The 15,338-nt window shown below is 63.1% G+C and carries 12 protein-coding genes; 9 read left to right on the top strand and 3 right to left on the bottom strand.

Annotation, left to right across the window (positions count from 1 at the left end; genetic code table 11):
* Nucleotides 1-124: 124 nt before the first annotated feature.
* From purL to NO877_RS13390, 5 genes are all read left to right on the top strand, one after another.
* A complete protein-coding gene (gene purL / locus NO877_RS13410; protein WP_256396858.1) occupies nt 125-2,314 on the top strand; it encodes a phosphoribosylformylglycinamidine synthase subunit PurL in 2,190 nt (729 codons plus the stop codon).
* A 139-nt stretch (nt 2,315-2,453) separates the two neighbouring features.
* A complete protein-coding gene (locus NO877_RS13405; protein ID WP_256396857.1) occupies nt 2,454-3,014 on the top strand; it encodes a helix-turn-helix domain-containing protein in 561 nt (186 codons plus the stop codon).
* Nucleotides 3,015-3,059: 45 nt separating this feature from the next.
* Complete coding sequence (locus NO877_RS13400; protein ID WP_256396856.1) at nt 3,060-4,043, top strand: AIR synthase family protein; 984 nt, start codon at nt 3,060-3,062, stop codon at nt 4,041-4,043.
* A 73-nt stretch (nt 4,044-4,116) separates the two neighbouring features.
* On the top strand, nt 4,117-4,497 hold the full coding sequence (locus NO877_RS13395) for a hypothetical protein (RefSeq protein WP_256396855.1): 381 nt from the start codon (nt 4,117-4,119) through the stop codon (nt 4,495-4,497).
* A gap of 98 nt (nt 4,498-4,595) precedes the next feature.
* The gene (locus tag NO877_RS13390; RefSeq protein ID WP_256396854.1) at nt 4,596-4,826 is read left to right on the top strand and encodes a hypothetical protein; all 231 of its coding nucleotides are present in this window, start codon (nt 4,596-4,598) and stop codon (nt 4,824-4,826) included.
* 4 nt (nt 4,827-4,830) lie between these two features.
* Here the strand turns inward: NO877_RS13390 and NO877_RS13385 are convergent, their stop codons facing one another.
* Nucleotides 4,831-9,624, bottom strand: coding sequence for a multicopper oxidase domain-containing protein (locus tag NO877_RS13385; protein WP_256396853.1), 4,794 nt, complete (start codon nt 9,622-9,624; stop codon nt 4,831-4,833).
* Between the two features lie 300 nt (nt 9,625-9,924).
* Here NO877_RS13385 and NO877_RS13380 point away from each other — a divergent pair, with 300 nt between their 5' ends.
* Nucleotides 9,925-10,449, top strand: a complete 525-nt coding sequence (locus NO877_RS13380) for an HAD family hydrolase (protein ID WP_256396852.1) — start codon at nt 9,925-9,927, stop codon at nt 10,447-10,449.
* Between the two features lie 132 nt (nt 10,450-10,581).
* On the opposite strand, the gene NO877_RS13375 is transcribed toward NO877_RS13380, so the two are convergent.
* A complete protein-coding gene (locus NO877_RS13375; RefSeq protein ID WP_379826969.1) occupies nt 10,582-10,854 on the bottom strand; it encodes a DUF5822 domain-containing protein in 273 nt (90 codons plus the stop codon).
* Nucleotides 10,855-10,936: 82 nt separating this feature from the next.
* On the opposite strand from NO877_RS13375, the gene panB reads away from it, so the two are divergent.
* The gene (gene panB, locus NO877_RS13370) at nt 10,937-11,746 is read left to right on the top strand and encodes a 3-methyl-2-oxobutanoate hydroxymethyltransferase (RefSeq protein ID WP_256396851.1); all 810 of its coding nucleotides are present in this window, start codon (nt 10,937-10,939) and stop codon (nt 11,744-11,746) included.
* A gap of 32 nt (nt 11,747-11,778) precedes the next feature.
* Here panB and NO877_RS13365 read toward each other — a convergent pair whose 3' ends face one another.
* Nucleotides 11,779-12,558 (bottom strand): alpha/beta fold hydrolase, encoded by a 780-nt coding sequence (locus NO877_RS13365; RefSeq protein ID WP_256396850.1) that lies wholly within the window; start codon nt 12,556-12,558, stop codon nt 11,779-11,781.
* Between the two features lie 203 nt (nt 12,559-12,761).
* On the opposite strand from NO877_RS13365, the gene NO877_RS13360 reads away from it, so the two are divergent.
* Both NO877_RS13360 and NO877_RS13355 read left to right on the top strand, forming a co-directional pair.
* Nucleotides 12,762-13,010 (top strand): DUF7127 family protein, encoded by a 249-nt coding sequence (locus tag NO877_RS13360; protein WP_256396849.1) that lies wholly within the window; start codon nt 12,762-12,764, stop codon nt 13,008-13,010.
* The gene (locus NO877_RS13355) at nt 13,007-15,277 is read left to right on the top strand and encodes a CDC48 family AAA ATPase (RefSeq protein ID WP_256396848.1); all 2,271 of its coding nucleotides are present in this window, start codon (nt 13,007-13,009) and stop codon (nt 15,275-15,277) included. The genes NO877_RS13360 and NO877_RS13355 overlap by 4 nt, the downstream gene beginning before the upstream one ends.
* The last annotated feature ends 61 nt before the right edge of the window (nt 15,278-15,338 follow it).

Below are 15,338 nucleotides of genomic sequence, written 5' to 3'. Positions count from 1 at the left end.
CGAACGTATACGGGGTGTGTTCCAAAGAGCTATCGGATCTCACCCGGTTTGTTCAGCCCGATAGCTGATGCACGTTTCTGCACATGGAAAGAGATTAAGCCGGTGATTCTGAACAGGGAACTGAATGAGTCTCCCGGAGTCCGACCACCAGCTCATCGTTTCGGAGCTGGGCCGTGAACCCACCCCTGCAGAGTCGACGCTGTTCGAAAACCTCTGGAGCGAGCACTGTGCGTACCGATCATCCCGTCCCCTGCTGTCGGCGTTCGACAGCGAGGGCCAGCAGGTCGTCATCGGGCCGGGTGACGACGCGGCGGTCGTCGCCGTCCCCGAACCCGACGCGGCCAACACCCCCGCAGACGACCGCGAGGCCGACGACTACTCGGATACCTACATCACCCTCGGCATCGAGAGCCACAACCACCCGAGCTACGTCGACCCCTACGACGGTGCGGCCACCGGCGTCGGCGGTATCGTCCGGGATACGATGTCGATGGGTGCCTACCCTATCGCCCTCGCAGATAGCCTCTATTTCGGCTCCTTCGACCGCGAACACTCCCAGTATCTCTTTGAAGGCGTCGTCGAAGGCATTTCGAACTACGGCAACTCCATCGGCGTCCCCACCGTCACGGGCAGTGTCGACTTCCACGAGAACTACGTCGGCAATCCCCTCGTGAACGTCGCCTGCATGGGCCTCACGAACGAGGAGCGACTCGTCACGGCCGAAGCCCAGAAAGCGGGCAACAAACTCGTCCTCGTGGGCAACGGCACCGGCCGCGACGGCCTCGGTGGCGCATCGTTTGCCAGCGAGGATCTGGCCGAGGATGCCGAAACCGAGGACCGACCCGCCGTGCAGGTCGGCGACCCATACACGGAAAAACTGCTGATCGAGGCCAACGAGACGCTGGTCGACGAGAACCTCATCCAGTCGGCCCGTGACCTCGGCGCAGCAGGCCTCGGTGGCGCGTCCTCCGAGTTGGTTGCCAAGGGTGGCTTCGGCGCTGAGATCGACCTCAACAGGGTTCACCAGCGTGAACCCAACATGAACGCCCTGGAAATCCTGCTGGCCGAATCCCAAGAGCGCATGTGTTACGAGGTGGCTCCCGAGGACGTAGAGCGCGTCGCCGAGATCGCCGAGCGGTTTGACCTCGGCTGCTCGGTGATCGGCGAGGTCCGCGAAGGGAACTACGTCTGTACGTTCGACGGCGAGGTCGTCGTCGACGTCGACCCCGAGTTCCTCGCGGAGGGCGCGCCGATGAACGATCTCGATTCGATCGAGCCAACCGAGGCCGACCGCGACCTGCCCGCGGTCGACCTCGAAGACGCGATCAACGCGGTCGTTGCCAGTCCGAACACGGCCTCGAAACGCTGGGTCTACCGCCAGTACGACCACGAGGTCGGCGTCCGCACGGCCCTCAAACCGGGCGACGACGCCGCGATCATGGCGATCAGAGAGACCAGCGGCGACGCCACCGACACGACCGGCGCGGGGACCGGCCTCGCCTTTTCGTCAGGAGCCAACCCCAACTGGACGACCGCCGACCCGTATAAGGGAGCCCAGGCGGTCGCCCTCGAAAACGCGACCAACATCGCGGCGAAGGGTGCGCTGCCACTCACGGCGGTCGACTGTCTCAACGGCGGTAACCCCGAGAAGCCCGAGGTCTACGGCGGCTTCAAGGCCATTGTCGACGGCCTCGCGGAGATGTGTTCGGATCTGTCGACGCCGGTGGTCGGCGGCAACGTCTCCTTGTACAACGACTCGAACACGGGCCCGATTCCGCCGACACCGACGCTGGCGATGGTCGGCTCGAAGGCGGGGTACGACGCGCCACTCGCGGCACTCTCCGGCGAGGGCGAACTGCTCGTCGTCGGTGCGGCTGGCGACGCACTCGGGGGCTCGGAGCTACTCACACAGGAAGGCGGCAGCGATGCCTTCCCCGACCTGCCCGACAACGCCAGCAAAGTCGTCGAGACGATCGCGGCAGTTGCCAACCAGGAGTCGACGCTAGCGAGCCACGACGTGAGCCACGGTGGGCTGGCGGTCACCCTTGCTGAACTGATTACCAGCGAGGTGGGAGCCGACGTGGCGGTCGACAGCGTGGTCGACCTCTTCGACGAGACGCCCGGCCGAGTCGTCGTCGAGACCACCGACCCCGAGGCAGTTCGGGAGGCCTTCGACGGCGTCGCGCCAGTCGACTCGCTCGGCTTGGCGACCGACGACGGTGTGCTGTCTCTCAGTGTTGCCGGTGAAACGGTCGAATACGACGCCGAAACGGTGGCTGAGCTTCGGGAGATTATCACGTCGACGCTCGACTGACCTTTTTGCCCGCTGTCGAGCAGTTGTCCGATGTCGGTGGCGTTCGTTTTGCTGTCGGTGGCGTTCGTTTTGCTGTCGGTGGCGCTGTTCCACCCACAGACGAGCCAATCTTAAACACCCCTCGCCCCAAGAGACCGGTATGGCGAAATACTCGACCGGGGGCGGCGGCGGTGGTGGCGACGGCGATGCCTGTGAACTCTGTGGCAAAGCCAGCAGCAGGCTCAGCAAGGCCAACGTCGCCGGGGCAAAACTACTGGTGTGTCCCGACTGCTCGCCCCATGACGACAGCCGACGCGACTCCGGCGGCCACGGCGGGCAGGGTGGCCAAAGTCAGGGCAGCGGCGGCAGCGGTAGCGGCAGCAGCAGCGGCAGCGACAGTTCGGTCGACCGGAAGAAGCGAGCCGCCCAAAAGCAGGCCGAGATCTACGATGCCCAGAAGGGCGATTCCTCCCACTGGGAGAAAGAGGGGACAAACTACGAGCGGGACCGGCTGCCGTATCTCGTCTCCGACTACGACGAGCGCGTCGAGGCCGCTAGACAGGACGCCGGACTCACCATCGAGGAGCTGGCCGCCGAGCTCGACATCGACGACGAGGCGTATCTCGCGGTCGAACAGGGCCGGGCAGCCCGCGCAGGCGTCGGGGGATCGCTGATCCGCGATATCGAGTCCGAACTGGACGTCACGTTGGTCGACGAGTAGCCGACTCGGCAGGTACAAAAGTGACCGCTCCCGACTCCTGGATAGATGATCGGTAAGCTGGACCCCGAGGCGCTGCAAACCATTCTCGACCAGACCGGGGCCTCGGACCCGGCGCTGTTGACCGGCGCGGCCTACGGCGAGGACGCCGCGGCGATCGACCTCGGCGACGGCGAAACGCTGGTCGTCAGCTCCGATCCGGTCTCGCTGGCGGCGGAAGCCGCCGGAACGATCGGTGTCCACGTCGCCTGCAACGATATCGCTGCGGCGGGAGCCGACCCCGAGTTCCTGACGAATGTCATCTTTCTTCCCGACGACGATGCCGAGGTCATCGAGACACTGACGAGCCAACTCGACGAGGCGGCCGCCGATCTCGGCGTCACGATCGTCGGCGGCCACACGGAGTACGTACCGGTGCTCTCCCGCCCGCTGCTGAGCCTGACTGCCTTCGGCCGAACCGACCACCACATCCCGACCAGCGGTGCTGAATCGGGCGACAGGGTGCTTCTCACGAAGGGTGCGGCCATCGAGGCCACCGGCATCATCGCGACGGATTTCGCCGACGATCTCCGGGACGCAGGCGTCGACGAGTCGACCATCGACCGCGCCGCCGGATTCTTCGAGGAGATCAGTATCCTCGACGACTCGCGGGCGCTCCGGGAGTCCGCCACCGCGCTCCACGATCCGACCGAGGGCGGCGTCCGGACGGGACTCGTCGAGATGGCCGCCGCAGCCGACGTCGACCTCGTCGTCGACCGCGAATCGGTCCCGGTTCGCCCCGAGACCGAGACAGTCTGTGCGGCGATGGGGATCGATCCGTTGGGGGTATTCGGCTCCGGAGCCCTGCTTGCGACGCTCCCGCCCGCCGCGGTCGAGTCGGCCCGCTCCCGGCTCGCTGAGGCGGGGATCGAGGCCGCCGTCATCGGCGAGGTCGAAGCGAAAGCCGAAGCCGCCGACTCGGGGGCACTCCTCCTGGATGGCGAGCGAATCACCGACGGCGGAACCGACGAGCTGTATCCCTTCTGGGAGTGACGGTCGGGTTATCTGGTGGGTCAGCCATCCGGAATTTGCGGAGTTTTAGGACTGATGAAGACGGTATCCGTGTGTGGACCTCCAGTACAGCGACCGCGATGTCGGCCATCTCCTCGGCGTCTGGCTCGTCATCGTCGGCCTGCTGGCACTCTCGACCACACGGCCGAGCTACACTCCCGTCGTCGGTCCCCTCGCCGACCCGGCGGTCTTCTGTAGCCTGCTCGGCCTCCTGGTGGTTGGAGCCGCCAGGAGTCGCTACTGTGATCTCGCACTCGGGGCCCCGATGAGCGTCTGCGGCGGGCTGGTCGTCTGGTCTGCCTGCCAACAGTTCCTAGTCGAGACGCTCCCGCTCACCGGTCGAAGACTCCTCATCGCCCTCGGGCTCGTCGTCTTCGGTGGTCTGTTCGTCCGTGAAGGGGTGGTGATCGCACGGGGGCGACGCCATCGCGTGTAATCGTCTCACTTTCTGCCGGGTTCGTCGGGCTGCTCGTCCTCAACGTGTTGCCGGGTGAGCCGATCCGTATCGGTCTCGGACTACTCACGCTGGGTTTCATGGCGAGCCAACAGCGGTCGGTTCCGCTGTCGAGGCTGGGAGCCAGTGGGCCGACGCTCGATGGTCGACCGACGATGATCGTCATCGGCGTCGCCGTTGGGATTCGACTTCGGAATCGCGTAAGCAGCCGACTCCGGCGCTGGATGGTACGGTTTGCTGACGATCATCGACTCCTGCTCGGCGGGCTTGCAGTCGTCCAACAGAGTTGGGGTCGGCCTGTTACTCGGTGAGTGATTACTCCTCGAAGAGGGTGTCGTACTCGGTCACCGTGAGCGTCGACCCGTCTTCCCACGTGAGTTTCAGCGAATCGTCATCGACGTCGACGCTGTCGACCGATATTCTGATTTCCCCGGATTTCTCATCTCCATTACTCGTCAGTTTCAGTTCGGTAAGTTGAGCCAACTCATCGAAATCGACCGTGCACTCCTCGGGTGTGCCGACGACCGAAAGCTCCGCGTTCCGGAACAGTTTCCGGAGCCGTTTTGCCGTGGAGACTGCATTCGAATCCATATTCACGATGAGTTTGTCGTCGTCGTACTCCATGAGTGCGCTGTGGTCGGCCCCGGCGAGGTCGGTCACGTCTTCCCTCGAATCGAGGTCTTCGAACAGGTAGAACCCGCTCGAATCGCCAGCAGACCGAACGCTGTCGGGGACGATTACGACGAGATCTGTTTTTTTGCCGTCGGTCAGATCTCCCGCCATCGTGATCCAGTTCGGTCGGTGTTCGATCGGGATCGTCTTCGAGCGATCCGGTAGCGGATGGATCTCGCTGGGGAACTTCTTGCGGTCGTCTTCGACCCGGAAGATCCCCCACGATCCGCCTTCGAGTTTCCGGCGCTGGCGTGTCTCTTGGTAGATGAAGTCGCCAGTGCTTTCGGCGATGCCGCCCGCCCCGTCGACGGGTTCGACTCGGTCGGTTTTGCTGACGCTGATCTGGTCGTCTACGCCGACGAGTTTGGAGTCGTCGTCGCCTCGAAGCCGGTCCCACTGGTGGTCGGCGAGGTGGAACGCGAGCCCATCGGCTTTGTCAGCACAGAGATGGATTCGGAACGTCACCGGATCGCCGAGCAGCGCACGGAGCACCGGCGTGTTCGGATCATCGTGAATATCCGAGTCGTACACGTTCGCCGGATCGTCATCCTCCCGTTCGAATCGGCGGATAAACGGCTCCGAACTGTAGTTGATCGCCGGATAGCCGTGGTCTTCGGGATCACCCAACTGATTGCAGGGGTCGTCGGGGTCTTCGATATCCGGTCCCGGCGGCACCACACAGTTGTCCGGATCGTCCTCGTTGATGATGAACTGCCCGTCGGCAAACGCCAGCGAGAAATCCCGGATGTCGTCGCCCTTGGGCCGCTTTTTCATCACCGAGTGTGCCCGCCCCTTCGGCGCTGGCTCACAGGTGAGCGGATCGAGGAACTCCACGCCGTCTTCCTCGACGACGAGTCGACCATAGGCTCCGTGGTGGCGGTTGCTTCTGATGTCCGCGAAATCGTGGAGCACCGAGGAGACCGAGACCTCGTTGACGTACCAGCGGTAGGTAATCTCCTCGCCCGGCCCGATCGTCTGGTCCCAGTTGAAGCCGACGGTCGTTCCGTCGGAGCCGAGGACGTTGTATCTGACCTGTTTGGGATGCAGCGAGATCCGCTTCGAGCGATCCCAGTCCTCGTCGGGCCCCTGCATCTCGGGATGTGGGTGGTCGTTGTCGAGATCATCGAAGTCGATATCGTTCGTCAGCGTGAGATCGATGCAGTCGTTCTGTGTTGCGCGCAACAGCAGCGGTTCGAGCGGCGCGTCGCCGTCGCGGATCGCTTCGACGTCGTCGTCCATCGCATACGCGATGCCGTAGGGGTCGACGTCGCCGTAGTCGTTGTACTCGATCTCGGTATCGAACGCCGTCACATCCAACTCGAGGCGGTCTACGTCCTTCGGACACGGCCTGCCGGGCGACGGTGCGAGCTCCGGTGGGTCGCCGGTGATGGCATCGTTCTGTCGGGCGTCTTTGTCCGGTGGGAACTCCCGGTCGTCACCCTTTTTATATAGGAGCCGGGCGAGCTGCCCCCGCTCGCTCCACTCGAACTCGCTGAACGGGGCCGGGTGGCCCATCTTTTCGAGTTCTTTCCGGGTGATTCTTTCCTTCGGTGCCTTCCGGTCCGGTAAGGGTTCGAGATGATCTACACGACCGCCGAACTCCCGGAACAGCCCCCACATCCCGTTCCAGAGATCGTCGACGACCATCGAACCGTAGAGATAGTCCTTGATCGGGAGGCCAGCGGGGTTCTCGTCGAGTTCCTCGATGAACGTCCCCTTGCCGATCGAGTCCGGTTCCTCCAGGAGATCCAGCGTGAACGCTTCCGAGGTGCCGATGATCTGCGTGACGGCGTCCTCGGGATCCTGTCCTTCCGGATCGAACCGTCGACCGTTGATCGTGAAGTTGTGCTGTTCCTCGTAGGTCGCATGCCAGAGCCGGAACCGAACCGGGTCGTCCTCGTAGGCCTCGAAGGTCGGCGTCGAGGGATCGCCGTGGACGAACGACGAATGAACGTAAGCGGGATCGGCGTCGTCGCGGATGTAGTAGGGCGTGTTCCGGTAGTTGATCGCCATCACCCCCGAGTTCTCGTTGTGTTCGGATTCGTTTCGGTTGACCAATTCTCCGTCGCGGTCGACGAGCTGTGTGAAATCCTGATAGGCCAGACAGAACTCCCGGTAGTCCTCGCCGTCGGGGACCTCGATGATCGCCTGGGTGCCGCTGTCGATCTCGTCGCCGCTGTAGGGATCAAGCCACCGTGACTCCGGCGGCTCGACGACCAGCGAGGCGAACGAGCCGTGCATCACGTCCTCGATGCCGGTGATGTGATCGTGGAAGAAGATGGTTCCCTCTTCGTCGGCAAACCACCGATAAAAGGCTTCCTCGCCGGGTTGGGCGTCCTGACGGTAGTTGAAGCCTGTAGCGAGTGAATCCGAACCCAACAGGTCGTACGAAACGAAGTGGATATGATTGGACTTCCCGCCTGCTTCGATGGGAACGCTCTCGGGCTTGCCGTCGTCGTCACCCTCCGGGAACCGGTCACCCGGCAGCGCCGCGATGTTCTCCTCGGTGACCTCGTTTTTCAATGTGATGTCGACGCAGTCGCCGACGTTGGCACGGATGACCAGCGGCTCGGGGTTGAGTTTCCCCTCTTTGACTAGCTCGGCGTTCTCTTCGAGGACGAACACGATCCCGTTGGGATCGTGATGGCCGACGTCGTTGTAGACGACATCGGCGGGGAGGGCGACGATGGTGTACTCGCGTTTTTCGCCCTCGATTTCGGCTTCAACGTCGGGATCACAGGGGTCTGTGTACGGTGCACCGGGGAGGATGTCATCGCCGAGAGCGGCCTGTTCGTCGTCGGTCGGATCGCGGAACCCCTCCTTTCCGGCCGCGCCGTACGGTGGGAACGGCGCTGTCTCACCGAACTCACCCGGGATGAACTCGGGAAAGCCGGGCACATCCGAATCGATGGGAATCGGCGGCTCGTTGGTCGGCAGCGGTTGGAGCCCCTTGCGCTCCTTGTCGAGGACGCGCATGATTCCCCACATTCCCTCGCCGTAATGGGGAAACAGGTGGCAGTGGAACAGTACGTCGCCGGTCGACCGGTGTGCACCGCCCGCCCCGACCGCAAAGGAGTCCTCGAACTCCAGATCCGGACGCACGGTAGTGAAATCGTTGATACCTTCTGTCGAGATACTTGAGGCGATTACGAGCGGGCTCTCGTAGACCGCGCCGAGGCCGACCGTCTGGGAGTCGACGGTGCCCGAAGAAACGTCCGGCGGCGTCTCTTTCCAGCGGTGGCCATGCAAGTGATGGACGTGGTTTTCTTCGACCGACGCACCCATCGGCAGCACGTTTACCGGATCGCCGACGTACATCGGATACACGTTGTCGCCGCCGCCGGGATCGCCGTTGAGCCACGAGTTATAAAACGACTCCGCGATTTCCGGGTCACTCCCGTCGGGCACCCGATTCCCGGTCGGGTCCGCACGGTAGTTGATCGCGTGAGTCGTCTGATCTTCGTCGCTGTCGGGGAAGGTCAACTTATCGCCGTCGGCCGTTCGCATTCCTTCGGGGGTATGGTAATAGATGACGAACTGCCGGTAGCTGAGTCCGGGCACATTGCCCGCTCGGAAGGCCTCGTCGCCGAGATCATCGGGCAGGTGGATGTCCGCCTGAACCCGGCCCTGTACCTCCTCGCCGGTGAAGGGGTCGGTCCACTCGGATCCTTGCGGGTGAACGATGACCGAGCCGAAGAGGCCGCGAGACAGTAAGTTGGCCTCCTGTGGCGGGTCTTCGGCGCTGTCGTAGGCCTGATTCGCCCCATCGAGGAAGAAGTGACCGCCCAACGTCGAGGCGTACCACCGGTAGGTGATCGACTCGCCGGGGTCGACTGTCGTGTCGAGGTTCTCGCCGACGTGCATTCCGTCGCTGTCGTCGACCTCGTACGGCAGCGAAGTCATGTGCATCGAGGCCGCTCGGTCGAGGTCGTTGTGGAACTCGATCTCGATGATATCGCCCTGCTCGGCACGAAGTGTGAGCGGCTGAATGACTCGCGTGTCACCGTCGGCCCGTTCGTCCTCGGGAATATCATCGCAGAAGAACTCGTCGTCCTCGTCGTCGTCCTCGAAGACGACCGTGTTTCTACAGGGTCGTTTTCCGGAGAGCTCTTTGATCTTTTTCCTGTCTTCTTCGAGCGCGTACATGACGCCGACCGGCTGGTGGAGGCCGTATCGGTTGTAGACGATGTCGACGTCGATGGCGTGGACATCGAAGTGCCGAACGCGCCCACCCTCGTCCGGCTCTTCGGGAACCTCCTTGGCCTCGACCTCCTCGGTGGCCGCAGCCCCGGCTGTGAGTGCCGACCCCGCGGCGAGTGTACCGCTCATCGACAGGAAATCCCGTCGAGAGGGCTCGCGTGGATCGAACGCGGTGTGGTCTTCGATCACCGCGTCGGGAGACGCTGCGTCACTGTCTTCATCGTGGTCTTTTGACATTCTGCCCGAGATTTCAGGTATTGATACTATTGTAATAAACCGCTTAGCAACATCAGCACATTATTTAGTTACCATATAGTTCCGTAAATCAAGCATAATTTTGATTAGCGACATAATACGGAATAGTAGTCAGTAAATAACTGCTTATAGCGTAGTTCGTAGCAGTATATTATTATTTAATAGACATAATACATAATTAATAGTAATTAATCGTGATTGGCTCTGTGTCGACACATCGGTGTCTTCCCCAGTTTCGGTAGCGGTCGACACCGATTTCACTGCGCCGCCCCACGAATCAGTATGGCTACGAGCGAGTACGAGGCGGTCGTCTACGATCTCGACGGGACGCTGGTCGGTCTCGCCGTCGACTGGGCGACCGTCGCCACCGACGTGATCGAGGTCTACGACGAAGCGGGCATCGACGCCACCGGCGCGGATCTCTGGGACCTCATGGTGCGGGCCGAGCGCCACGGAATCAGTGAGGCAGTGGAGTCGACGATCAGCCGCCATGAACACGCTGGCGCACGCAACTCGCGCCGCCTCGCGCTGGCCGACGAACTGCTCGACCGCTCGGTTCCGGTCGGCGTCTGCTCGCTCAACTGCGAACGCGCCTGCCATCTCGCCCTCGATACGCACGGTCTCGCGTCGGCTGTCGACGCGGTGGTCGGTCGGGACTCGGTTGAGACACACAAACCCGACCCGGAACCGCTGCTGGCGACGCTCTCTGAACTCGGCGTCGATCCCAGCGAGGCGGTCTTCGTCGGTGACTCGCCGCGTGACGGGACGACCGCCGAGCGTGCAGGTGTCGACTTCAGATTTGTTTAAAAGGAGACTCTCACATCTTTAAAAATCAAATCCTCCGCTCATCTAAAAGACAGACGTTCCCTGTGAATTGGGATTGATTCTTGCTGATACGTAGACAGCGGCTACTGGTATTCAAACCGGCGTCGGAACCGGCTACTCCGGTTGTGTCGAGACTTCTTGCTCGTCGTCCTCGGTATCATGTCTGTATTTTGCATATGAAAAGACCGAGACGGCAGTGAGGAACCAGATCGGTGCGCCAACACGGATTGCGAAGCTCACGCGTGCACCCCACGTTGGGAGCTCGACCGGTACCGATAGGACGGCGACGATTGGCGCGCCGACGATGATGGTGACGACAAAGGTGACTTGCATCACCCAGCCGAAATCGACGCCATCCGGATCGGTTGTCTCGACGAGATCTGCCACAGGCGCACCTCACGCTAGGACTACTACTGTGTGACGGTTCCGGATCGAACTATTTTATCGCCCCCGAACCATACGCCAGTGTATGACTACGACCCGTGGGCTCCGCAATCGCGAGAAACCCATTACGATGCTGACGGCCTACGATGCGCTGACCGCGCGGCTCGTCGACGCCGCCGAGATCGATCTCATCCTCGTCGGCGACAGCATGGCCACGACGGTCCTCGGCTACGACGACACCTTACCGGTTACACTCGACGAGGCCGTCAGCCACACCGCGGCGGTCGTCCGCGGCACCGACGACGCCTTGGTCGTCGCCGATATGCCGTTCCTCTCGGTCGGCGTCGACGACAGCGAAACCGTCCGGAACGCGGGCCGGATGCTCCAGGAGGCCGGAGCCGACGCCGTCAAGCTCGAAAGCGGCCCCCACACCGTCGAGATCACCGACCGACTCACCCAACTCGGGATTCCTGTCATGGCGCATCTCGGCTTGACCCCACAGCACGTCAACCAACTCGGCGGCTACACCCGCCAGGGGACCACGACCGAAGCCGCCGAGGAAATCCTCTCGCTCGCACGCGATCACGAGGAGGCCGGAGCCTTCGCGCTCGTGCTCGAACACGTCCCGGCGAACGTCGCCGCCGAGATCACCGACGCGCTCGAGATTCCGACTATCGGGATCGGAGCCGGGCCGGATTGCGACGGCCAAGTTCTGGTGAGTTCCGATGTGATGGGGCTCACCGAGGACCAGCCGCCGTTCGCCGAGCAGTTCGGCGACGTGGCCGCGGCGATGTCCGAATCGATCGACTCCTACCGGGAGGCCGTCGAATCCGGCGCCTTCCCCGCCGACGAGCACAGCCACGTCGAGGAGAGCGTCGACGATTTGACCGACTAACCGCCGAGTAGTCGCTGCATACGCCCGTTTAGTCACCGCATAATCCGGTCGAGAAACACCGACAGCGCCGCGTTGAACGCCTGGGGCTGTTCGAGCATGGCGAGATGGGCGGCCTCCTGGATCCGGAGCACCGAGCAGTCCGACAGCTCTTCGCCGAAGTGTTGGTGGTATCGCAGCGGTGTCAGTTGGTCATACTCGCCGACGACTGCGGCCGCCGGGAGTTCGATCTCGTCGAGTCGACCGATTACGTTGAACCGATTGGCCGTCCGGAAGTCGCGTACTGTTACCGCCTGCCCAGTCTTCCGCAGGCGGTTGATCGACGCCTCGCGGCGTTCTGGGGTGGGGTCGTGAAACAGCCGGTCGGGTTCGTGGAGGAACTCGACGGCCTCCTCGAAATCGTCTGCGAGCCATTCGAGTAGGTCCGACAACACCGGCAGTCTGGGCCCCGCACCAGTCAACACGAGCCCCGCTAGGTCGAGATCGCGTTCGAGAGCCGCCCAGAGGGCGACTGCTGCGCCCAGCGAGTGGCCGACCAGCACCGAGCAGTCGGTGGCCTCGACGACTGCTTCTAGGTCATCAGTGTAGGCCGACAGCGTCTCGTAGCCCGCGTCGGCGTCGATATCGTCGCTCTCGCCGTGGCCGCTGAGATCGAGCGCCGCCACCGGAGTCCGGCTCGCTAGTTGAAACTGGCCGTTCCAGACGGCGTGTGAGCCACCACTACCGTGAATACAGCAGCACCCCGGGCCGCTCCCGTTGCTCCGGTCGCTGTAGCTGTAGGCTGTCGACCGGCCGTGGTGGCGCACCGTCTCCATACTCCCCTTCGGGCAGAGTCGGGCATAAATCGCCGGACCGTCCCACGAGCGAACATATCCGCCTTTCGGCATACTGATTCGGGCTACAACAGACTCCAATTGGTGTGGACCGCAATACTACCCTATATTTTCACCCCGACGCTGTACCGCGATTAGTCAGGACAAAGTTTATATACTTGCATAGCTAACTACGAGTTAGTTATATGACCCAATCACAGACAGCCGATCATGACGACCGCTTCGTGCGGCGCTACGAGTATGACGACCACTCATTGCTCGCGGTCGACCTCCCGGTCGGCGACGAGCAGGTAGACGTGGATGTCGTCGGCTCGACAGCGATCCTCGTCATCGATCACGGCGACCGTCTGAGCGAGATGGAATTTGAACTCCCTGGAACGGACCCAGAGGTTACAACGAATAACGGCGTACTCACGGTTACGGTGGACAAATGAAACTCACAGTCAAACCACTCAAACAGAAAGACGCTGGCCGACGCCTCGCGGCAGTCGACCGCATCGCAGCCGACGAACTCGACCTCAGCGGCGGGGATTTCGTCCGGCTCGACAGCGACGACGGCACCGCGATCGCCCGCGTCTGGCCCGGCTACCCCGAAGACGACGGGACCGGGATCGTCCGGATCGACGGTCGGCTTCGCCAGGAGGCGGGGGTCGGCATCGACGATCGCGTCACAATCGAAAAGGCGGAGGTCAACCCGGCCGAGTCGATCACGATCGCCTTACCCCAGCGGCTCGGCATCCGCGGGAATATCGACTCGCTGATCCGGCGTGAGCTGGGCGGCCAGCCCGTCACCGCGGGTCAGAACGTCCAGCTGCCGCTGGGCTTCGGCTTCATGGGCGGCCAATCGCAGGCCGTCCCGCTGAAAATCGCCTCAACGTCGCCATCGGGGACGGTCGTCGTCACTGACTCGACGCAGGTCGAGATCTCGGAGAAACCCGCCGAGCAGATCCGCGAAGCCTCGGAAGCAACCGCTCCAGGACCCTCGGGCGGCGCACCCGATATCGCCTACGAGGACATCGGTGGGCTCGACGACGAACTCGAACAGGTCCGCGAAATGATCGAACTCCCGATGCGACATCCCGAGCTGTTCAAGCGGCTCGGCATCGAGCCGCCGAAGGGTGTCCTGCTCCACGGGCCACCGGGGACCGGCAAGACGCTGATCGCCAAGGCCGTCGCCAACGAGATCGACGCCTCGTTCCACACGGTCTCCGGCCCGGAGATCATGTCGAAGTACTACGGCGAGAGCGAAGAGCAGCTCCGTGATATCTTCGAGGAGGCCTCCGAGGAGGCCCCCGCGATCATCTTCATGGACGAACTCGACTCCATCGCGCCCAAACGCGAGGAGGCCGGTGGCGACGTCGAACGCCGCGTGGTCGCCCAACTCCTGAGCCTGATGGACGGGCTCGAAGAGCGCGGCGAGGTCGTCGTGATCGGCGCGACCAACCGCGTCGACGCCATCGACCCCGCCCTGCGCCGCGGTGGCCGCTTCGATCGGGAGATCGAGATCGGCGTCCCCGACCGGGATGGCCGCAAAGAGATCCTGCAGGTCCACACGCGCAACATGCCGCTGGCCGAGGGGATCGATCTCGACGTCTACGCCGAGAACACCCACGGCTTCGTCGGGGCGGACCTCGAAAGCCTCGCCAAAGAGGCCGCGATGCACGCCCTGCGACGGATCCGCCCGCGGCTCGACCTCGAAAGCGACGAGATCGACGCCGAGGTCCTCGAATCGATCGAGGTCCTGGAAAGCGACCTCAAAGCAGCCTTAAAAGGAATCGAACCCTCGGCGCTGCGCGAGGTCTTCGTCGAGGTGCCCGATGTCACGTGGGAGGACGTCGGTGGTCTCGAAGATACCAAAGAACGGCTCCGCGAGACGATCCAGTGGCCGCTCGAATACCCCGAGGTCTTCGAGGAGCTCGACATGGCCGCCGCAAAGGGTGTCATGCTGTACGGGCCGCCGGGGACCGGCAAGACCCTCTTGGCAAAGGCGGTCGCCAACGAGGCCGAGTCGAACTTCATCTCGATCAAGGGCCCCGAACTCCTCAACAAGTTCGTCGGCGAGTCGGAGAAAGGCATCCGCGAGGTCTTCAGCAAGGCCCGAGAGAACGCCCCGACGGTGGTGTTCTTCGACGAGATCGACTCGATCGCCGCCGAACGGGGCTCTCAGAGCACCGATTCGGGCGTCGGCGAACGGATGGTCAGCCAGCTGCTGACCGAGCTCGACGGCCTCGAATCACTGGAGGACGTCGTGGTGATCGCCACCTCGAACCGCCCCGACCTGATCGATTCGGCGCTGCTGCGGCCCGGACGCTTGGACCGTCACGTCCACGTGCCGGTGCCTGACGAGGACGCCCGCCGGAAGATCTTCGAGGTCCACACCGGCGAGAAACCGCTGGCCGACGATGTCGACCTCGACAAACTGGCCCGCCGGACCGAGGGCTACGTCGGTGCGGACATCGAGGCCGTCTGCCGCGAGGCGTCGATGGCCGCCAGTCGGGAGTTCATCGGCAGCGTCAGCCGCGAGGAGGTCGCCGAATCGGTCGGCAACGTCCGGGTTACGATGGGCCACTTCGAGGACGCCCTCGATCAGGTCCAAGCCAGCGTGACTCCCGAGACCCGCGAGCGCTACGACGAGATCGAACGCAAGTTCGGCCAAAGCGACATCGAGTCGGACGACGATCTCGGCACCGCCTTCCAGTAAGCGGTCCTGGAGACGGCCAGCGTCTTCGATTTTTTATTCCTGCTGAAACAGCTGCCAGGTC

The sequence above is a fragment of the Halohasta litorea genome (genome assembly GCF_024494645.1).
Classification (GTDB): domain Archaea; phylum Halobacteriota; class Halobacteria; order Halobacteriales; family Haloferacaceae; genus Halohasta; species Halohasta litorea.
This window is presented reverse-complemented; position numbering and strand designations above follow the sequence as displayed.